The sequence below is a fragment of the Marininema mesophilum genome, assembly GCF_900106775.1.
GTDB classification, from domain to species: Bacteria; Bacillota; Bacilli; order Thermoactinomycetales; family DSM-45169; genus Marininema; species Marininema mesophilum.
This window is the reverse complement of the sequence record NZ_FNNQ01000004.1, coordinates 15,940-36,710: the sequence shown is the minus strand read 5'-3', so window position 1 is coordinate 36,710 and position 20,771 is coordinate 15,940. Positions and strand designations below refer to the sequence as shown.

The 20,771-nt window shown below is 46.0% G+C and carries 20 protein-coding genes; all 20 read right to left on the bottom strand.

Translation table 11 applies throughout. From position 1 onward, the window contains the following. Positions 1-5: 5 nt before the first annotated feature. On the bottom strand, positions 6-974 hold the full coding sequence (locus tag BLV90_RS04965; RefSeq protein ID WP_177167904.1) for a patatin-like phospholipase family protein: 969 nt from the start codon (positions 972-974) through the stop codon (positions 6-8). Positions 975-1,077: 103 nt separating this feature from the next. After that, positions 1,078-1,518 (bottom strand): transcriptional regulator MntR, encoded by a 441-nt coding sequence (gene mntR, locus BLV90_RS04960; RefSeq protein WP_091737172.1) that lies wholly within the window; start codon positions 1,516-1,518, stop codon positions 1,078-1,080. Positions 1,519-1,723: 205 nt separating this feature from the next. Next, complete coding sequence (locus BLV90_RS04955; protein ID WP_091737169.1) at positions 1,724-2,236, bottom strand: hypothetical protein; 513 nt, start codon at positions 2,234-2,236, stop codon at positions 1,724-1,726. 323 nt (positions 2,237-2,559) lie between these two features. Next, a complete protein-coding gene (gene rseP / locus BLV90_RS04950) occupies positions 2,560-3,906 on the bottom strand; it encodes an RIP metalloprotease RseP (protein WP_091737166.1) in 1,347 nt (448 codons plus the stop codon). A gap of 34 nt (positions 3,907-3,940) precedes the next feature. Beyond that, positions 3,941-5,095, bottom strand: a complete 1,155-nt coding sequence (locus BLV90_RS04945) for a 1-deoxy-D-xylulose-5-phosphate reductoisomerase (protein ID WP_091737163.1) — start codon at positions 5,093-5,095, stop codon at positions 3,941-3,943. A gap of 34 nt (positions 5,096-5,129) precedes the next feature. Further along, a complete protein-coding gene (locus tag BLV90_RS04940) occupies positions 5,130-5,930 on the bottom strand; it encodes a phosphatidate cytidylyltransferase (RefSeq protein ID WP_091737160.1) in 801 nt (266 codons plus the stop codon). Between the two features lie 20 nt (positions 5,931-5,950). Next, positions 5,951-6,742 (bottom strand): undecaprenyl pyrophosphate synthase, encoded by a 792-nt coding sequence (locus BLV90_RS04935; RefSeq protein ID WP_091737157.1) that lies wholly within the window; start codon positions 6,740-6,742, stop codon positions 5,951-5,953. Between the two features lie 222 nt (positions 6,743-6,964). Then, positions 6,965-7,522, bottom strand: coding sequence for a ribosome recycling factor (gene frr, locus BLV90_RS04930; RefSeq protein ID WP_091737154.1), 558 nt, complete (start codon positions 7,520-7,522; stop codon positions 6,965-6,967). After that, positions 7,522-8,247 (bottom strand): UMP kinase, encoded by a 726-nt coding sequence (gene pyrH, locus BLV90_RS04925; RefSeq protein WP_091737151.1) that lies wholly within the window; start codon positions 8,245-8,247, stop codon positions 7,522-7,524. Before pyrH ends, frr begins: the two co-directional genes overlap by 1 nt. Before the next feature lie 111 nt (positions 8,248-8,358). Beyond that, positions 8,359-9,009, bottom strand: a complete 651-nt coding sequence (tsf, locus tag BLV90_RS04920; protein ID WP_091737148.1) for a translation elongation factor Ts — start codon at positions 9,007-9,009, stop codon at positions 8,359-8,361. Positions 9,010-9,108: 99 nt separating this feature from the next. Beyond that, positions 9,109-9,807 (bottom strand): 30S ribosomal protein S2, encoded by a 699-nt coding sequence (gene rpsB, locus BLV90_RS04915; protein WP_091737145.1) that lies wholly within the window; start codon positions 9,805-9,807, stop codon positions 9,109-9,111. 149 nt (positions 9,808-9,956) lie between these two features. Beyond that, entirely contained in the window at positions 9,957-10,733 is a 777-nt protein-coding gene (gene codY / locus BLV90_RS04910) for a GTP-sensing pleiotropic transcriptional regulator CodY (RefSeq protein ID WP_091737142.1), read from the bottom strand. Positions 10,734-10,829: 96 nt separating this feature from the next. Then, positions 10,830-12,254, bottom strand: a complete 1,425-nt coding sequence (gene hslU / locus BLV90_RS04905; RefSeq protein ID WP_091737139.1) for an ATP-dependent protease ATPase subunit HslU — start codon at positions 12,252-12,254, stop codon at positions 10,830-10,832. Positions 12,255-12,257: 3 nt separating this feature from the next. Then, entirely contained in the window at positions 12,258-12,797 is a 540-nt protein-coding gene (gene hslV, locus BLV90_RS04900; RefSeq protein WP_091737136.1) for an ATP-dependent protease subunit HslV, read from the bottom strand. A 289-nt stretch (positions 12,798-13,086) separates the two neighbouring features. Continuing rightward, positions 13,087-14,403 carry an FADH(2)-oxidizing methylenetetrahydrofolate--tRNA-(uracil(54)-C(5))-methyltransferase TrmFO gene (gene trmFO, locus BLV90_RS04895; protein ID WP_091737133.1) on the bottom strand — a complete coding sequence of 439 codons (1,317 nt, stop codon included), beginning with the start codon at positions 14,401-14,403 and terminating at the stop codon, positions 13,087-13,089. 18 nt (positions 14,404-14,421) lie between these two features. Continuing rightward, positions 14,422-16,497 (bottom strand): type I DNA topoisomerase, encoded by a 2,076-nt coding sequence (gene topA, locus BLV90_RS04890; protein WP_091737130.1) that lies wholly within the window; start codon positions 16,495-16,497, stop codon positions 14,422-14,424. A gap of 457 nt (positions 16,498-16,954) precedes the next feature. Continuing rightward, the gene (gene dprA, locus BLV90_RS04885) at positions 16,955-18,055 is read right to left on the bottom strand and encodes a DNA-processing protein DprA (protein ID WP_177167903.1); all 1,101 of its coding nucleotides are present in this window, start codon (positions 18,053-18,055) and stop codon (positions 16,955-16,957) included. A gap of 138 nt (positions 18,056-18,193) precedes the next feature. Further along, the gene (gene sucD / locus BLV90_RS04880; protein WP_091737124.1) at positions 18,194-19,099 is read right to left on the bottom strand and encodes a succinate--CoA ligase subunit alpha; all 906 of its coding nucleotides are present in this window, start codon (positions 19,097-19,099) and stop codon (positions 18,194-18,196) included. Positions 19,100-19,137: 38 nt separating this feature from the next. Further along, a complete protein-coding gene (gene sucC / locus BLV90_RS04875; protein WP_091737121.1) occupies positions 19,138-20,301 on the bottom strand; it encodes an ADP-forming succinate--CoA ligase subunit beta in 1,164 nt (387 codons plus the stop codon). Between the two features lie 326 nt (positions 20,302-20,627). Next, positions 20,628-20,768, bottom strand: coding sequence for a hypothetical protein (locus BLV90_RS16140; protein WP_177167902.1), 141 nt, complete (start codon positions 20,766-20,768; stop codon positions 20,628-20,630). Positions 20,769-20,771: the final 3 nt, after the last annotated feature.

Here is a 20,771-nt window from a genome sequence, read left to right as displayed (position 1 = left end):
ATTCTTCACCCCGATCGGACATTGTTCATTCGGAGCACTACGCTCCCAGATCCATCACATCCACGGTTGGCCAGATACTGCCGAAAACTCCAATCTCGAAAGAAATCCCTGGCCGCCTCTACCCCTGCTCTGTATAAAGATTCTCTCTTTGTTCGATCCAAATCAAAATCCGTTAACTTTACCCCAACAGCAGGCACTTGAATCGTTCGTATTTTGTCTTGCTCTTTGATATGACGATTATCATGTGCGTCTAACATCGTATGAAACATTGCACTAACCAATGAAATGGGATTGCCAATCGTTCGCGCATTACCAGCTGTTTCAGAAAGAAAACGAAAGCCAAAAGTGGGCCAACGGGGTTGTTCTGTGTCAAATAACCACACAGGAAAGTTACTTAAAACACCACCATCCACAATGTAGCTCGTCTTGCGTGAGGGGCCATGCTGAATTTTTACCGGATCAAAGAAAAGAGGAATGGAACAACTCATTCGTACAGCCGTCGCTACAAGGAGCTCATCCGCTGGATGTCCGTACTCTTCTAGGTCTCTAGGTAATACCAATAAGCTTCCACGACTAATATCCGAAGCAATGATAGATAATTCCTTCTCCTTCAAATCAGCAAAGGTATAGACCCCCTTCTTAGCTAGCATCTCACCTACCCATTCCTCTAAGGGCTCCCCTGGATATAAGCCTTTCTTCATCCATAGTCGGATACTTGCACCACCATAAGGTCCCAACAAGGGAATTCGATGATACCATGATGTCGGTGTAAACGAAGTAAACGGATGATCCGTCAGCATTCGATATAGTTCCTCTGCCCGGTACCCAGCTGCTAATAATGAGGCGATAATGGAGCCGGCTGATGTCCCCGCTAAACGTTTCCAGCGATACCCTTTCTCCTCGGCCACACTAAGAGCACCCACTAAACCGAAGGCTTTAATACCGCCACCTTCCAACACTGCATCCGCCTGCACAAATTCCACCTCCATGTTCACGAAACAAAGTATTCTTCCCGCTTAAATATGTGTATGCCAGTAAAAAGGAAAAAAACCCTGGGAAACCGCGTGAAGCGGCTTCTCAGGGTTTTTTATCCTCGATTTCCTTTTCATTAGCTTCTTTCATCTCTTGTAATTCTTTAATGCGTTCGGGATCCTTCTGAAAATACTCTACCAACACTTCAATGCTTGTGATGGAATCCCAAGAAAGGTGATGTTCAATTCCTTCCACATCGTTGTAAATCAAACTCTCTTCTACACCTATAATTCGTAAGAATTCCTCTAATAATCGATGTCGATCCACTAATCGTTTCCCAATCTTTTTCCCCTTCGGGGTAAGAACTAGACCGCGATATTTCTCATATATAAGATACTTGGATTGATCCAGCTTTTGCACCATTTTTGTCACCGAAGAGGGGTGTACAGCCAATGCCTCAGCAATATCAGAAACCCTAGCATACCCTTTTTGATCGATAAGTTGATATATATTTTCTAAATAATCCTCCATACTTGGTGTTGGCATGAACGATCCCCCTATTCCAAATCCGATCATCAGGAGTTCTCCCTCAATGATCAGTTTCCACTTCTTGCATGGAAAGTATATCATAACTTTCTACACGGCGTGTTGCAATTACAGATCTTTACCCTAAAGAAACGACTGCCCCTCTTTGGCAGTCGTTTCTCTCTCTTCTGACCCATATAGTGAATCGGCGATCCAGCAAAATTATCTACTCTTTTAGCCGACCTGTACGCCTCTCTAATTCATCACGGGCCTCTCGCATCGCAAAAAATTGCGGCCAGGAGTGAAAAGGAATACATCCTCCCTCTCCTGTGGGAAGCTCCCCATCCTCTACTTCACGATAACGAATCTCTAATGAACCTCCTGGGTTTTGACGATCCCAGTTTAATTTCACTTCTTCAATAAGAGAAAACTCAATCTCTCTCTCATTGTCATAGAGCCAAAAGTTGCGCCAGTGGGTACTATGTTTTTTCCATACATCCGATTGGTGTGTCTTTTCCTGCGGGCGAATCACAAAGCCTTCTTCCCTCAGGACAAGTTCCATCTGATCTCCTTTATAAACGGTAGCGTCAGGATCCTTATTAATATGCTCTTCCGCCATCCGTTTCCATTCCCGGATTCTTCCTGAGTGAGCATCAGGCTCTTCACGGACTTGGCTAGTCCCATGACGATCATTATGGCTAATATATTTTTTCCAATTGTCTACCAACTTTTTAAACAAGTTCTCATTCTCCCTCATCAAACCGAATTCGGGAAGGCAACAGGTCGGCTGATCCCTTCACAGGGACACCCCCATAATACTCTACCCTGTGCTTAGACTCAAGCGCCAGATCACAAAAAAGGGTCACAATCATGAGATTGTGACCCTTTTTTATCTTTTATTCTAATTCGTATGATCTACCTCTTGAATTAATTTATACAACAGCCAACTCTTCCGTGGCCACAGCTTTATTGCCAACGATCAACCGTAGAGGAAACCGATCAAATCTAACCCGCAGGATCATCAAAGCAAATGCGAACCTTTTATAGGAGCTAACTTCATACTTAACTCTTAAAGAAAATCCGCAAAATATCATTGTATGTCACAAACAACATCAACACCATCAATAAAGCAAAGCCAACAAAGTGGACCATACTTTCCTTATTGGGATCAATCGGCTTGCCACGCAATCCTTCCAGCAGGATAAATACCAAGCGACTTCCGTCCAAAGCCGGAAATGGCAAGATATTAAGAATCCCCAGGTTCAAGCTTAATAGTGCCGTCAAGTGAATAATAGACACCCAGCCTGCTTGTGCCGCTTGACCAGTAATGCTGGCAATCCCCACAGGACCCGCGAGATTCTTTACACCCACTTCTCCAGTGATCAATTTACCAAAGCCATCAAAGAGAAGCACTGTCATATCCCAGGTATTTTTAACCCCTTCTACAGCCGCCTCGGAAAGGGTAGACTCCCGAGTTTCTTGTTTCATCTGAATACCGATCAAAAATTGATCATTTTTTTTCTGTGGTTTAACCGTCGTAGTATATTTTTGATTGGCTCGTTCAAGAACCATTTTCAGAGGCTTTCCACCCGCATCCTGCAGCGGAATTCGGATATCCCCTGTGCTTGTAATGGTTTTTCCTTCAACTTCACGAACAATATCCCCAGCTTTAATCCCAGCCTTTGCAGCAGGAGATCCTGGAACAGTATTCTGAATCGATACCTTTGTATTGATTCCTGTGGCGTATACCAAACCCGCTAAAACGATTATGGTTAAAATGAAATTAAATGCTGGACCTGCAATAATAGTAAGGGCCTTATCCAACACACTTTTGGAAGAGAATTGCCGATCCAAAGGGGCGATTTGGGTAATGCTTTTTTCATCATATTGAATCACTGCTTGCGGATGAAGTGAGTAACGAATATCTTCACCATCGTCCCCTTCTAATTGGACAAAGAGATCTTTTTCTAAATCCGCTTCTAGCAATTTCCCGCTAACGGTATCCTTTACCTGGGGCAGATGCTTAGGCAGGCCACTATTTGCAAGCCCATCCATATCCCCGTATTCACGAGCAGTCGCCTCCATCATACTCTCTTCTCCAGCTGTGGACTTCGGTGCGCGAATCCGCACGACACGCCCCTCTTTATCTCGATCCAAAATCAAGTGAGATCCCGTTTTCAAATCTACAATTTCTGGATCCTCCCCAGCCATCCGGACAAATCCACCAAGAGGTAAGATCCGGATCGAATAAAGGGTCTCTCCACGAAATACAGAGATCAATTTAGGACCAAAACCGATAGCAAATTCACGCACCAAGATACCTGCTCGTTTTGCGAACAAGAAATGGCCAAGCTCGTGAATAAACACCAATACACTCAACACTAATATAAAGGAGATTATCGTCTGCATGCTCCATCACCGCCTTGGTTGATCACGGGAGGGATCAACCCACCCGCGCGTCGCATTGTCGTGCCATTTCCCGTGCCCATCGATCCGCCTCAAATAGATCGTCGATTGTAGGATGAGGAACTAACGTGTGACGGGACAATACTTCTTCTAATACCTCTTCGATTCCGAGGAAGGAGAGTTGCCCTGCCAGGAATCGTTCCACTGCAATTTCATTCGCAGCATTCATCACCGTAGGCAGTGTTCCGCCCTGACGTCCGCATGTATAGGCAATCTTCAAACAAGGGAAGCGATCAAGGTCAGGAGCCCGAAAATGAAGTTCACCAATAGCCACTAAATCGAGCGGCTCCCCTTTGAGAGGAAGCCTCTCAGGATAAGAGAGAGCGTACTGAATCGGCACCTTCATATCGGGTGTCCCCAACTGAGCCATCATCGCCCCATCTTCATACTCAACCAATGAGTGGATAATGCTCTCAGGGTGAATAAGTACATCAATCTGATCATAGGGAAGGTCAAACAGCCACCGGGCCTCGATTACTTCCAATCCCTTATTCATTAATGTAGCCGAGTCAATGGTTACTTTTGCACCCATTGACCAATTAGGATGTTGAAGAGCTTCTTCCTTTGTCGCTGTTACTAAGCGTTCTCGGGGCCAGTCCCGAAAGGATCCACCTGAGGCAGTCACAAGAATACGACGAATTCGTTCCCGTGGCTCCCCATTCATTGATTGAAACAACGCAGAGTGTTCACTGTCAATGGGTAAAATCGAAACACCTGCCTTGCGGCTCGCTTCCATCACCAAGGAACCACCCATCACTAATGATTCCTTATTCGCAAGTCCAATCGTTTTTCCTGCTTGGATAGCCGCTAGCGTCGGTGGTAATCCACGGCTACCCACAATAGCAGATACCACATAATCCGATTCCTTTAGAGAAGCCAAAACAAGTAAACCTTCACCTCCCCAGACCACCTCAACAGGGTAGGAGACTCCTTGGCGCACAGTCTCTGCTGCTGACTCTTCTTCCATCGAGATGATACGAGGGCGAAACTCTTCTGCCTGCCGGATCATCTCCTCGACGTTACTCCCGGCTGCAAGCCCCACCACGTTAAAGCGATCTGGGTGTTGCCGGATTACTTCCAAGGTGTTGATTCCAATGGATCCTGTGGAACCTAAGATTACGATCCGTTTCATCAGATGTCCCCCTTATGAGCCGCTTTCTATCTCTCTATATAAAATGGAGCAAGTGTAAAACAGGAAAGATCAGCAATAAACTATCAAACCGATCCAACACCCCTCCGTGTCCGGGCAATATCGTCCCAGAATCCTTCGTGCCTGTCGAGCGTTTCATTGCCGACTCTACGAGATCTCCTATTTGTCCTACAATGCTTATCAATAAACCAACCGCTAGGATCTCTAAGAAATTTCCCAACTCCGGTCTTAGTAAAACAAAAATTCCACTAGCAATTATCGAACAGAGAAGGCCACCTAAAGCTCCCTCTACTGTTTTATTCGGGCTGATAGACGGCCATAATTTTGAACTGCCCCATTTCCTCCCAATGAAATATGCACCACTGTCATTGGCAAAGGTCATCACAATAACGAGTAAAGACCAACTCAACCCTTCGGATAACATCCTCGCCTGAAGCATATAAGAAAAGCCAAAACCTATGTATAATGACCCTAAAAATAAATAGGAGATTTCTTCTGTTTGAACGCGATTGCGACTTACCACGGTCAAAAGAAGAAGTAAAACAAGTCCGGTTAGGATATTATCTGGCGCCTGAAGCAAGAGGGTCCTATTAATTAAACCCTGCTCCGCCATACTCGTCCCTAAGAGTAGGCCTACCAATATAAGACCTACTATCCCCTGGGGGCTGGAGAGTTGAATCTCTTTCATTCGGCAGTACTCGCGGTAACTGAGAATAGCAAGGACAATAATAATGGCTGTATACCACCAGCCTCCCAGCCACAAGAAGAGGAAGAAACCGGCTCCGCCTAACACCCCCGTTACGATTCGCTGTTTCATCCGCACCTCACCTGTTCTCGTCACACCGCCCCATAACGGCGGGAACGACGTTGAAAGTCTTCAATTGCTTTGTAGAACAACTCTCGGGAAAAGTCCGGCCACAGCCCGTCCGTAAACCATAACTCACTATAAGCTAATTGCCACAACATAAAGTTTGAAATCCGCACTTCCCCACTCGTTCGGATCATTAAATCAGGATCGGGTAAGTTGGAGGTGTACAAGTATTGGTCGAAAAGACCTTCGTCCACTTCTCCTTTATCCACCTTACCTGATTCAACATCGTCGATAATCCACTTTACTGCTTGGATCATTTCTGATCGGGCCCCATAATTTAAAGCAAAGGAGAGCATCATCCCCGTGTTACCTTCAGTTCCCGCTTTAAACCCTTCAATGGCACGCAACGTATGCTCAGGAAGCTCCTCCTCACGTCCTACCATCCCTACGCGAATGTTTCGTCTCACCAATTCATCTAAATCCGTACGTAGAAACTCCTCAGGAAGACCCATTAAATAATTGACTTCATCCTGAGGACGCTTCCAATTTTCCGTAGAAAAAGAATAGAGCGTAAGTGCTTCAATTCCCAAATCATCAGCTGCACGAGTAATATGGCGAACCGTCTTCATTCCAGCTCGATGACCTGCGATTCGAGGCATGCCGCGCTTTTGCGCCCAACGTCCGTTCCCGTCCATAATAATGGCTACATGACGGGGAATCGGCCCTTTTTTAAGAAGTTCCAATCGTTCCTCATCTGCTGGTTTAAGAGATTTTTCTTTTTGGTATCCAACCAACCAGCTCTTCAATCGTTCAATCATTGTCATTCCTCCGCTGTCCTATCCCCATACAGCAAACGGATTGGGTTAGAAGTATGTACTTTCTTCGGATGATAGGCAGGCCTCGCAAACCTATCTATAGTATGCAATATTTTCACGTTGAATGCCACTTTTTGCCCTCACTCGATCTCATCTTCTGGAGAAGGGGCAGAGGGAATATAAAGGAACCCCCCTCGGTATAGAAGGGGGGATGCCCTATCATGATTAGACTTCCATGATCTCTTTTTCTTTCGCTTCGACTGCTTGATCCGCCTCTTTGATAAATCGATCAGTCAATTTTTGCACTTCTTCTTGTGCCCGACGAGCTTCATCCTCAGAGATGTCCCCGTCTTTTTCTAACTTTTTCACTTCGTCATTTGCATCCCGGCGAATATTGCGAATCGCTACTTTTGCCTCTTCACCGGTTTTCTTCGCTACTTTTACCAATTCCGCACGCCGTTGTTCAGTCAGAGCAGGGATAGCAATCCGGATCAGGGTTCCATCATTACTTGGAGTTAAGCCAAGGTCTGATTTTTGAATCGCCCGTTCGATCTCATTTAACGAAGACTTATCCCAAGGCTGAATCAACAAGAGACGAGGTTCAGGTGTAGAAATGTTAGCCATTTGGTTAATCGGCATCTCGCTGCCGTAATATTCAACCGTTATTTTATCCAGGAGTGCTGGACTAGCACGTCCAGCTCGCAATGAAGCTAAGTCCCTCTTCAATGTCTGGATCGACTTTTCCATCCGTTCTGTCTGATCTTTTTTCACTGTGTCTAACATTACTCGTTCCCCCTAACCACGGTTCCGATCTGTTCGCCCATTATTACCCGACGAATATTTGCCTCACCATCGATACTAAACACAATCAACGGAATATCATTGTCCATGCAAAGAGTAGAAGCTGTAGAATCCATTACGCCAAGCCCTTGATTTAACACATCAAGATACGTCAAAGAATCATATTTAACAGCGTCGGGATCATGGCTTGGATCTGCGGAGTAAACACCATCTACCTTATTTTTGCCCATTAGAATTACCTCAGCCTCCACCTCAGCAGCGCGTAAAGCAGCAGTGGTATCTGTAGAGAAATAAGGATTACCCGTACCAGAGGCAAAGATGACCACACGTCCTTTTTCCAGATGGCGAATGGCCCGGCGACGAATATAGGGTTCCGCTACCTGTCGCATTTCGATAGAGGTTTGCACCCTCGTTGGCACAGCGATGTTCTCCAGAGAGTCTTGCAATGCTAGCGAGTTCATCACCGTAGCGAGCATACCCATGTAATCAGCTGTCGCACGATCCATTCCCTTCGCGCTACCCGATAGTCCACGCCAGATATTACCTCCACCAACAACAATCGCAACTTCTACACCCAGTTCAACAACTTCTTTCAGTTGTCGGGAGATAGAGGCAACCACATTGGGGTCGATCCCATAGCCCAGTTCTCCAGCGAGGGCCTCCCCGCTTAGTTTTAATATGATTCTTTTATACTTCGGCCCTTGCATCCTGCTCCCTCCGTTTCCGGCCCCTATGTCCATTCGACAAGGTGGTTGATTTTCCTTTCTTGCCTACCTGCAAAAAAAGGGAACACGGCGTGTTCCCCACTGATAAACTAATTACTTCTTCACTTGGGACATTACTTCGGAGACAAAATCGTCTTCTTTCTTTTCAATTCCTGCACCCAGTTCAAAACGTGCAAAGCGACGGATCGAAACATTTTCACCAATCTTAGCGATCTGTTCTTTTACCAATTCACCAATTTTCTTGTCACTATCTTTGATAAATGTTTGATCCAAGAGGCAGATACGCTCATAAAATTTCTCCAGACGACCTTCTACCATTTTATCTACGATATGAGCTGGTTTACCCTCTTGCAACGCTTGAGCTTTCAGGACTTCACGCTCTTTTTCTACATCTTCTTCTGATACTTCTTCACGACGGACGTATCTTGGTCCCATCGCTGCGATTTGCATCGCAACATCTTTTACGAAGGCTCGGAAGCTATCCGTTTTTGCTACGAAGTCCGTTTCACAGTTCACTTCTACCAATACACCAATACGTCCACCAGCGTGTATGTAAGATTCCACAACGCCTTCTGCCGCTACCCGATCCGCTTTTTTATCGGCTTTTGCTAATCCTTTTTCGCGAAGCAACTCCATTGCTTTTTCCATGTCGCCGTCTACTTCAGTCAGTACTTTTTTGCAGTCCATCATGCCTGCACCAGTTTTCTCGCGCAGTTCTTTCACTTGAGCAGCAGTGATTGCCATGAGGGGTGCCTCCTTTTAATGAATAGAGTAAACAAGCTTAATTCATTCCGTTAAAAAAGGGTGGTCACGCATTCGTGGCCACCCCCCTCCGCGTTTGAATCAGGACGCGGTTTGTTCTCCCTGCTTTCCTTCCAATACAGCGTCTGCCATCTTCGAGGTGAAGAGGCGTACTGCACGGATGGCATCGTCATTACCGGGGATGATGTGGTCGATCTCATCGGGATCGCAGTTGGTGTCAACGATGGCGATGATCGGAATCCCAAGCTTCCGAGCTTCCGCCACAGCGATCCGCTCTTTCCGCGGGTCGATAATGAAAACGGCGTCGGGGAGCTTTTTCATATGCTTAATTCCGCCGAGAAACTTCTCGAGGCGAGATTGTTCTTTCTTCAGCATAACAACTTCTTTCTTCGGAAGCACGTCAAAGGTGCCATCCTCTTCCATCGTTTCCAACTGGTGCAAACGGTTAATACGTTTGCGGATGGTTTGGAAGTTAGTCAAGGTTCCACCGAGCCAACGATGGTTTACATAGAACATATCAGAGCGTGCAGCTTCTTCTTTCACTGCATCCTGTGCTTGTTTTTTGGTGCCTACGAACAAGATGTTGCCACCTTTGGATGCTAGGTCGCGTACATAGTTGTAAGTGTCCTCCATCATCTTAACCGTCTTTTGAAGGTCGATGATGTAGATTCCATTCCGTTCGGTGAAGATGTATTTGGACATCTTCGGGTTCCAACGACGGGTTTGATGCCCGAAGTGGACGCCAGCTTCAAGAAGCTGTTTCATAGAAACGACTGCCATAGTGGTGTTTCCTCCTTTTGTTTTACCTCCGTCAGTTTCCTTTGTACCAGACACCAATTGATTGGCACAACTCTGGTCCATCCACTGACGTGTGTATTTACACCATTTTTAAATATACCATAAGTCTAAAGCCCCCGCAAGGTTCGTACCTAGGATGATTTTAACTTTTCAAGAGCAGGCAGGAATTTTTCATTGAGGACTTTTATATGAGTCCCTTTCATCCCAAGGGAACGGGAATCAATAACCCCTGCGCTCTCTAATTTCCGCAGCGCATTCACAATAACAGAGCGAGTGATACCTGCCCGATCCGCGATTTTACTAGCTACCAGGATACCTTCTTTCCCATCCAATTCCTCGAAGATATGCTCCATCGCCTCAAGTTCACTATAGGAAAGGGAGTCCACAGCCAATTGAACCACTGCGCGATTGCGCGCTTCTTCTTCCGCTTCCTCCGCTTTCATTTGCAAAATCTCCATCCCTACTACAGTAGCTCCATATTCAGTGAGAATCAGATCATCAGCCACAAAAGGCTCATCAAAACGTGTGAGAAGGAGGCTTCCTAAACGATCTCCTCCCCCAATGATGGGCACAATCGTTGTGTAGCCATGACTATGCCCCTGTACTTGATGATTGAAGCTATATTCACTCTCTTCATCCATATTCGTAATGGGTTCATGTACCGATTTGATCAGGGTATTGTATTCGTCAGGCAGACGCCCTTCTTTAAGGATCGCCTTGTGCAATTGATCCCGATCATCTTCTTGTACCATACCATGACCAAGGATCTTCCCCTTACGGCTAACAACGTATACATTCGCAACAATCACATTTCGAAGCACTTCAGCCATTTCCGTGAAATTCACAGCTTGTCCAGCAGTTTTTTGCAGGAGACGATTAATCTCCCGCGCTTTACTTAACAGATCCATCATTGACCCCTTTTCTATTTTTTTTGCAGTTGTTGGTAACTGTTACATGCGTAACACTCAGCCCCTCAACGATCCGTTGGGGGGCTACTATCCCAATTATAGAATGTATTGGGAGAGATCTCGATTATCGACGATACTAGCCAGCCGTTCTTGCACATATTCGGGTGTAATTCGGATCTCTTCTAATTGAATATCAGGTGCTTCAAAGGAGAGTTCCTCTAACAAACGCTCCAACATGGTATGAAGACGCCGAGCACCAATGTTCTCTGTATCACGATTCACCTCGGCAGCTAAACGAGCAATTTCGCGAATTCCTTCAGGAGTGAAGGTCACCCGGATATCCTCTGTCGCAAGCAAAGCAGCGTATTGCTTAAGAAGCGCCGCCTTGGGTTCAGTCAAGATCCTTACAAAATCCTCAGCGGTCAAATCGTTTAATTCTACACGGATTGGGAAGCGTCCTTGTAATTCAGGAATCATATCGGAAGGTTTTGCTGTATGGAAGGCACCGGCTGCGATAAACAAGATATGATCCGTCTTTACGGGGCCATATTTAGTCATCACCGTAGAACCTTCTACAATCGGCAGGATATCCCGTTGCACACCTTCTCGGGAAACATCAGGTCCACCCCGTTGGTCCTTGCCAGCAATTTTATCGACTTCATCGATAAAAATGATCCCTGAATCCTCTACCCGATGAAGAGCTTCCTGTTGTACATGATCCATGTCAATCAATTTTTGTCCTTCTTCTTGAGTCAAAACCTTGCGGGCTTCCTTGACAGAGAGGCGGCGTTTCTTTGTTTTCTTTGGCATGAGCTGACCGAGCATTTCCTGCATGTTGATCCCCATCTGCTCCATCCCGGAACCGCCGCCAAACATATCCAGCATAGGTAAGGTATCTTCTACCTCAATCTCGACGGTCTCCTCTTCCAACTGGCCGCTTTTCAGCTGAAAACTGACCTGACGGCGCCGCTGTTCCAATTGGCGACTTTTCTCTGCATCCTCAGGACCATCCGAACGATTGGAGTTTCCACTCTGGTTGAAAAACATCTCCAGGGGATTCTTAAATCCTTGCGAGCTGCTTTTTTCCGGCACCATAATCGCGATAATCCGTTCATCTGCTAGCTCTTCTGCTCGTTCCTTTACTTCTTCGATTTTCTCAGCCTTGATGATTCGAATCGCAGTCTCCACTAAATCACGGACCATCGATTCCACATCTCTTCCCACGTAACCGACTTCGGTAAACTTCGTTGCTTCTACTTTGACGAAGGGAGCACCGACTAGCTTCGCTAAGCGACGTGCAATCTCTGTTTTACCCACCCCGGTAGGACCAATCATCAGAATATTTTTAGGGACCACTTCTTCCCTGAGTTCTTCAGGAAGAAAGGTTCTCCGATGACGATTGCGTAAAGCCACTGCGACTGCCCGCTTAGCAGAATCTTGTCCCACGATGTATTTGTCAAGCTCCGTCACAATCCTTCGCGGCGTCCACTTACTACTTGATTTTGCATAGTTGTCGGTCACGCGTTATACCTCCTCTACCACCAATTGGTCATTGGTAAAGACACAAATTTCACCTGCTACGCGTAAAGCCGCTTCGGCGATCTGCCTTGCGGACATCTCCGTTGCATGACGGGCAAGGGCACGACCAGCAGCAAGAGCATAATTACCACCTGAGCCAATTGCTAATATGCCATCATCCGGTTCTATAACCTCTCCACCGCCGGAAACTAACAGTAAATCATCTTTATCCATCACAATCAACATGGCTTCCAGTTTGCGGAGAATTTTATCAGCGCGCCATTCCTTCGCTAATTCCACCGCTGCCCGGGGTAAGTTACCGTGAAATTCTTCTAATTTACCTTCAAACTTCTCAAATAACGTAACTGCATCTGCCACCGAACCAGCAAAACCAGCAACTACTTGACCACGATAGAGACGTCGTACTTTTTTTGCTGTGTGTTTCATAACAACCTGATTACCAAAAGTCACTTGACCATCCCCAGCAATCGCGCCAGTTCCATCTTTTTGAAAGGCAAAGATTGTGGTTGCGTGAAAGGTTTCCAATCCGTTTCCTCCTTGCTTCGCTTCCTCGCTTCTAACACAGGATGCACCAACAGCGATATACCCTTTTTTCAGAAGAAAAAAACAGCGAGACAATTTAACGCCACAGCTGTTTCGGGTTTTCCAAACCAATACATATGTAACTCATAATGGTAATTACCTGCCAAAGTCTACCTTATGGTACCATATCAACCTCCTAGTCGCAAGGAAAATTGTGCTATATAGCGAAATATTCAAAATTTTACCTTCTAAATAGAAATCCGGCTTATTTGCATCCGGATTTCTTTATGATTCATCCTCTAGCCAGGACAGATTCCTTAGCAAACTGGTGCAGGGTTTCCAGCGCCCGTTCCCCATATTGGCGATTACGCTCGCGCTTATCTTTTATCTTACGTGGTAGCCGAGGAAAAAGTCCAAAGTTTGCATTCATCGGTTGGAAGTTATCTGGATTCGCTGTTGTGATATACCGTGCAAGGCTACCCAGAGTGGTTTCTCCCGGAAAAATAAGGAGCTCTTTTCCCAAGGCATATCGAGCTGCATTCATCCCGGCAATCAACCCCGCTGCCGCAGATTCTACGTAGCCCTCTACTCCGGTCATCTGCCCAGCAAAGAAGAGATCCTCTCGATTTTTAAACTGATACGTAGGATGTAACGCCCGGGGAGAATTAATAAAGGTGTTGCGATGCATCACACCATAGCGGACAATCTCTGCATTTTCCAGCCCAGGAATCATGCGGAGAATCCGCTTTTGTTCACCCCACTTTAAGTGCGTTTGAAAACCAACCAAATTATAAAGAGATCCTGCTCCATCATCTTGGCGTAACTGCACAACTGCCCGGGATCGTTGCCCTTTCCGAGGATCTACTAATCCCACCGGTTTCATCGGGCCATAAAGGATCGTCTCTTTCCCTCTTCTGGCCATCACTTCAATTGGCATACACCCTTCAAAATAAATCTCTTTCTCGAAGGTTTTGAGCGGTGTTGTTTCTGCTGTGATGAGCGCCTCATAAAAATGGTCAAATTCTTCATCAGTCATCGGACAGTTGATATAAGCCGCTTCCCCTTTGTCATATCGCGAAGCGACAAATGCTTTTTCCATATCAATGGAGTCACGCTCAATAATGGGAGCTGCGGCATCATAAAAGTAGAGATGATCCTCCCCCGTTAGCTGACTAATCTTTTCCGAAAGAGACTCTGAAGTTAGTGGACCAGTAGCCACAACAGTAATCCCCTCTGGGATTTCGGTAAGCTCATCCTCTACCACTTCTACTAAGGGATGGTTTTGCAGTCGTTCTGTCACAGAACCGGAGAAGCCCTCCCGGTCTACGGCAAGGGCTCCTCCTGCTGGAACAGCGTGTCGATCTGCACAATCGAGGATCAACGAGTCCATGCGACGCATCTCTTCTTTCAAGATACCCACTGCATGGGCCCAATCATTGGAGCGAAGGGAGTTGGTACACACCAACTCCGCATAATGAGGAGTATGGTGAGCAGGCGTCTGTTTTTTCGGTCTCATCTCCACAAGACGCACGGGTACACCTTGTTTCACTAATTGCCAGGCAGCTTCACTCCCAGCAAGCCCCGCTCCAATTACTGTTACCGGCTTCATCACATCAATCTCTCCTAATCAGTTTTTCTCCTCTTCAAAATCACACGCTGTACATTGAATCCATGTACCTTTTTTCCGTTTCTTCTCCACTAACATATTGGTGCATTTTGGGCATGTTCGTGGTATCGGCTTATCCCATGAAACAAAATCACACGCCGGATAACGATCGCACCCGTAGAATGTCCGTTGCTTTTTGCTTTTGCGCTCGACAATCTCTCCCTGTTTACATTTTGGACAGGTTACATCGGTCGATTTGACGATCGGCTTTGCATTGCGACAGTCCGGGAAACCTGAACAGGCAAGGAATTTTCCATAACGGCCAAATTTATAAACCATCACTCGCCCACATTTTTCGCAAACTTCATCAGAGACCTCGTCTTTGATCTCTACTTCCTTCATCTGCTCTTCAGCAACTTCTAATCGCTTTTCAAAGTCCACATAGAAACGTTCCAGGATCTCCACGCCATCCAGTTTTCCTTCTTCAACATGATCCAGGTTCTCTTCCATATGAACTGTAAATTCCACGTTAAGGATCTCTGGGAAAAATTCCTGCATCAAAGAGATCACGATTTCCCCCAACTCTGAGGGGACAAATCGCTTATCTTCAAGCATCACATAGCCCCGTCTTTGAATCGTATCCAAGGTAGGAGCATAGGTGCTAGGACGCCCAATTCCCTTTTCCTCTAATGTTTTTACCAAGCGTGCTTCGGTATAACGTGGTGGTGGCTGGGTGAAATGCTGCTTGGGGTCCAACTTTTTCTTTTTTAATTTCTGCCCTGCTTCTAGAGCGGGTAGATATTTATCTTCTTCCTTTTTGTTGTCGTCATTTCCCTCTACATACACTTTCATAAATCCAGGGAATTTTACTTTTGAACCGGTTGCGCGGAAAAGAGCATCACCTACCAGGATATCAGCGGAGATCGCATCCATTACTGCCGACGCCATCTGACTGGCCACAAAACGCTCCCAAATCAACTTGTATAAGCGATTCTGATCCCGGGATAAAAAGGGCTTCATCTCACGAGGGGTGCGCAGCGTCGATGTGGGTCGGATTCCTTCATGAGCGTCCTGGGCACCTGCCTTCGATTTATAAGTACGAGGAGAGGAAGGAAGATAACTCTCGCCATATGTGTTGACAACATACTCCCGTACCTCTTCTTGAGCCGTGGGAGAAATCCGCGTCGAATCCGTACGCATATAAGTGATAAGGCCGACAGTACCTTCTTTTTTCCCTAAGTCCACACCTTCGTACAGTTGTTGTGCCACTGCCATCGTTTTTGCTGCTCGAAAATTTAATTTCCGTGCCGCTTCCTGTTGCAGGGAGCTCGTAATAAAAGGAGGTGCAGGATTACGACGACGGTCACTTTTTTTCACATCTTCAACGATATAGCGTTTGCCTTTGATCGCTTCAAGGAGTTTGTGAACATCCTCTTCACTTTTTAGTTCTTCCTTCTTCTTTCCATACCCATGGAATTTAGCTTCAAAAGTCTCACCCATGGCGTCGAGGATTGCCGTTACCGTCCAGTATTCTTCTGGAATGAAGTTACGAATTTCATGTTCACGATCGATGATCAATTTAACGGCAACAGATTGTACACGACCAGCGGAAAGTCCTTTTTTCACCTTTTTCCACAAGACCGGACTAATCGAATAGCCAACTAATCGATCAAGAATCCGTCGGGCCTGTTGGGCCTCTACCAGATCCATATTTATCTTTCGTGGCTTTTTAAAAGCATCCTTCACAGCCTGCTTCGTAATTTCATTGAACACAACACGGCACTCTTCATCAACCTCTAGGTTGAGACTGTGTGCAAGGTGGAAGGCAATCGCCTCCCCTTCACGATCCGGGTCAGCAGCTAGATAGACTCGTTTCACTTTCTTACGAGCATCACGCAATTCCTTCAGGATATCCCCTTTACCACGAATCGTTATATATTTCGGTTCAAAACGATTTTTCGTGTCTACGCCTAGCTGACTTTTAGGCAGATCCCGCACATGACCCATCGATGCTTTGACAATGTACTTTTTGCCAAGGTATTTGCCGATGGTTTTTGCCTTAGCGGGAGACTCGACGATGACGAGAGAATCAGCCATCTCGTGCCCTCACCTCTCTTTTAACTAACTGCATTTCAGTCCATATTGGTTGCTACATTGCTACTTTGCATTGTTCTAATTAATCATTCACACGATCTTAATGTGTACCATACCAAATTTATGGTCATGGTGGCAATCTCATCTAGTGATTGGCGAAATCCTCGCCTCTGTAAGATATCATGCTTTTAAGGCGGAATCCAGGATGGATGAAAATTATCCCCCATTCATATTCTTCCTTTCAATCAAAAACCCTCCCTTTATTATTTTTATGACCTACTATTCTCATTAAAATAATAAACAGCAATGTTATATATTATTATCCTTTATAAATGAAATAATCACACTTACATTAATTATTAATTACCAAATCACAATCATTCCTTTTTTTCAACAGAGATCTTTCTGAGGGAACTTAGCGTGTTGATTCTTAGGCAATAGATATGCGATAGGATATTATTTATCCTTTTTCATAACGTCCACCAGGAAGCTGTCTGACCTTTCCCTTCACTTGCAATGTGAGAAGCAATCGATAAAGTTCTCCGATGGAGATTCCTGAGCGTGTACTTATTTCTTCAAAATGTAGTGGTTGATCGGTGAGGTGTTGGAGTAGTGTTTGTTCCTCTTTTAATAATTCTTCGTCTATCCTGTCCTCTTCATCCTGTGACGATAATCCCGGTAGGTGGGGAAATTCCTCCAAAATATCCTTCCCTGAGAGAATGCACTTTGCCCCCTGTTGAATCAGTCGGTTAGTCCCTATGCTTTGTTCCGAAGTGATTGGACCTGGGATTGCAAATACATCCCGCCCTTGTTCAATCGCACAATCTGCAGTGATCAGTGATCCACTTCGCTCCGCTGCTTCAATCAATAGTACACCATGAGACAGGCCACTGATTATTCGATTACGCTGGGGGAAAAGACCCGGGTGAGGCTTAGTACCCGGCGGCATTTCTGAGAGTACGAGCCCCTCCTTGACTATCCGCTCATAAAGAAGGCGATGATGTTTGGGATAGATCACATCGACACCGCACCCTAAAACAGCTATCGTCTTTCCTCCATCATTTAACACGGCACGATGGGCTTCGCCATCGATCCCTGTTGCCATTCCACTCACAATCGTCCATCCCTGGGAAATGGTCTCTTTGATAAGCATACCCGTTGCCTTTTTACCATAGCTGGTCGGTTTACGTGTCCCTACCACTGCCAAGCATGTCCCCTTTACCAACGATCCATTCCCTTTTAGGTAAAGAATCCATGGTGGTTGTGGCAGCTCTCGAAGCAATTCCGGGTAATCATCATCCCAAACCGTTAGGGCTTGAATCTGGCGTGAGAGCAGTTCTTCACGTACCTTGAGGATAAAACGAGCCGTCCATTTTTGCCGAATCTTATCGGGTAAATCTTTTCTCCTCCAGGGTATTTGATCGAAAACCTTTGTGTAATTTTCCAAGGGAACCCCTGGATCCCAACCAGCCTGAAGTAATTGATCCAGCGTGTGCCAACCTACTCCCTGAATCTGATGAAGTGCGATTAATCCATCCCGCTTTGACCACTGTGCGCTCATTTTCTCCCTCCTTACTTTTTTAAACGATTGACCCATATGGTTTGTCACACGGATTTACGTATTTTGGCAAAAGTAAAAATAATCTTCATATGTACAAAAAAAGGAACCTCACATGAGGTCCCTTTAAAAATTATTATATTACTTTTTCGTACTGCAGACTTCCAAAAGGCCTTTTTCTTCGAGAACGCGAGCCAGGGTTTCACCCATAACTGCAGGGGTAGAAGCGACCGTTACGCCGCACTCTTCCAACTTAGCAATCTTCTCTGCAGCGGTCCCTTTACCACCAGATATGATAGCACCTGCGTGACCCATGCGTTTTCCGGGAGGAGCGGTTTGGCCACCGATGAAGCCAACGACTGGTTTTGTCATGTTGGCTTTGATCCATTCAGCAGCTTCTTCCTCTGCGGTACCACCGATCTCACCAATCATGATCACCGCTTCGGTGTCGGGATCTTCTTGGAAAGCTTTGAGTACATCGATAAAGTCGGTTCCGTTAACAGGATCGCCACCGATACCTACAGCAGTGGATTGACCAATGTTGCGGGTGGTCAATTGATGGACTGCTTCATACGTAAGGGTTCCACTGCGAGAGACGATACCCACTTTACCAGGAGTATGGATATAACCAGGCATAATACCGATTTTGCACTCGCCAGGTGTGATAACTCCAGGGCAGTTCGGCCCGATGAGGCGGGTCTTTTTGCCTTCAAGATAGCGGCGTACTTTCACCATGTCTAGTACAGGAATCCCTTCGGTGATACAGATGACTAGCTCAATGCCAGCATCCACCGCTTCCATAATCGCGTCAGCCGCGAAGGGAGCTGGGATATAGACAGCCGAAGCATTTGCACCCGTTGCTGCAACAGCCTCTTTCACCGTATTAAATACTGGCACTCCTTCTACTTCCGTGCCACCTTTACCAGGGGAAGTGCCACCAACGATATTGGTACCGTATTCGATGGCTTGTGTCGTATGGAACAGGCCATTTTTACCTGTGATCCCCTGGGTGATCACTTTCGTATCTTTATTGACGAAGATGCTCAAGGTTGAACCCGCCTTTCCCTGTGAATTGAAGTTGGTTCTTATTTCACCAACGCGACGATTTTTTCTGCTGCATCAGCCATCGAGTCAGCTGCGGTAATTTTGAGATCGGATTGATTGAGGATCTCTTTACCTCGCTCGACGTTGGTTCCTTCAAGACGTACCACTAGGGGCCGGTCGAGACCTACCTCTTTAGCCGCTTGAACGACACCATCCGCAATAATATCGCACTTCATGATACCGCCGAAAATGTTAACGAGAATCCCTTTTACGTTTGGATCATCCAGGATGATCTTAAAGGCTTCCGTTACTTTTTCAGCAGTAGCCCCGCCTCCAACGTCTAGGAAGTTAGCAGGATCGCCACCGTAGTGTTTGATGATATCCATCGTTGCCATAGCAAGTCCAGCACCGTTTACCATGCAACCGATGTTCCCATCTAGAGCGATGTAGCTAAGGTCAAACTTAGAAGCTTGAATCTCTTTCGGATCTTCTTCGTCTAAATCACGATACTCGACGATGTCTTTATGACGGTAGAGCGCATTGGAGTCAAAGTTCAATTTAGCATCCAACGCCATGACACGACCATCTTTGGTGGTGATCAGTGGATTGATCTCAGCCAAGGAGCAGTCTTTGTCAACAAAAGCTTGATACAAACCGAGCATAAAATTCACCGCTTGATTTACTAGCTTTTTGTCTTCAATACCGATTGCATAAGCCAACTCGCGCGCTTGGAAAACTTGTAGACCCACAGCTGGATCGACAACCACCTTATGGATCAGCTCAGGAGTTTTTTCTGCAACTTCCTCAATCTCCGTACCACCCTCAGAAGATGCCATCAAGGTAACGCGATTCGTTGCACGGTCGATGACAACACCTAAGTAATATTCTTTGTCGATCGGGCAGCCTTCTTCAATGAGAAGACGTTTTACTTCTTTACCCTCAGGACCTGTTTGATGGGTAACCAGGGTTTTACCGAGCAACTCGCCGGCATAAGCCTTCACCTCGTCGAGGTTTTTTGCTAGTTTCACACCACCAGCTTTCCCGCGACCTCCAGCGTGAATTTGAGCTTTAACCACCCATAGCTCACCGCCGAGGTTTTTTGCGGCATCCACAGCCTCGTCCGCAGTGAAGGCCACCTGACCCCGGGGTACTACAGCCCCGTACTGCTTCAAGAGTTCTTTTCCTTGATACTCATGTACGTTCATGCCCATCCTCCTATCCATCAAATGGTTGCCTGGTTGAGCGTCCTCGCCGCTCTGCGGCAGGACTAATCTTTTGCAATCCGCTACCCGTACCTTCACATCTTACAGAAGTCACGATGCGGGAAAGGGATATTTAAAAGAATAATTGGTGTCCCCAAAATCCCTCATCACCCTACAATCAATGAGGTCAGGTAACCCCTTGAAAGTATAACTCTGCATCGAAGGTTTGCCAAGCATTCTATGCCATCTTTGGAGAATTCCATCGTTCTCATTGACACAAAAAAACAGAGGGCTACTCTTGTAAGCCCCCTTAACTTGCTACTTACCCCTTATTGATAGAAGTAAGCCAAAATACCGCCCACTAGAGCGATTCCCATAAATAAGCCAGTAAAAATCATGGTTCCCTTCATCATGTCCAATAAATCGTTGTCGTGGGTTTCCTCTAGTTTAGTACCTTTTGATTGGGACATTGT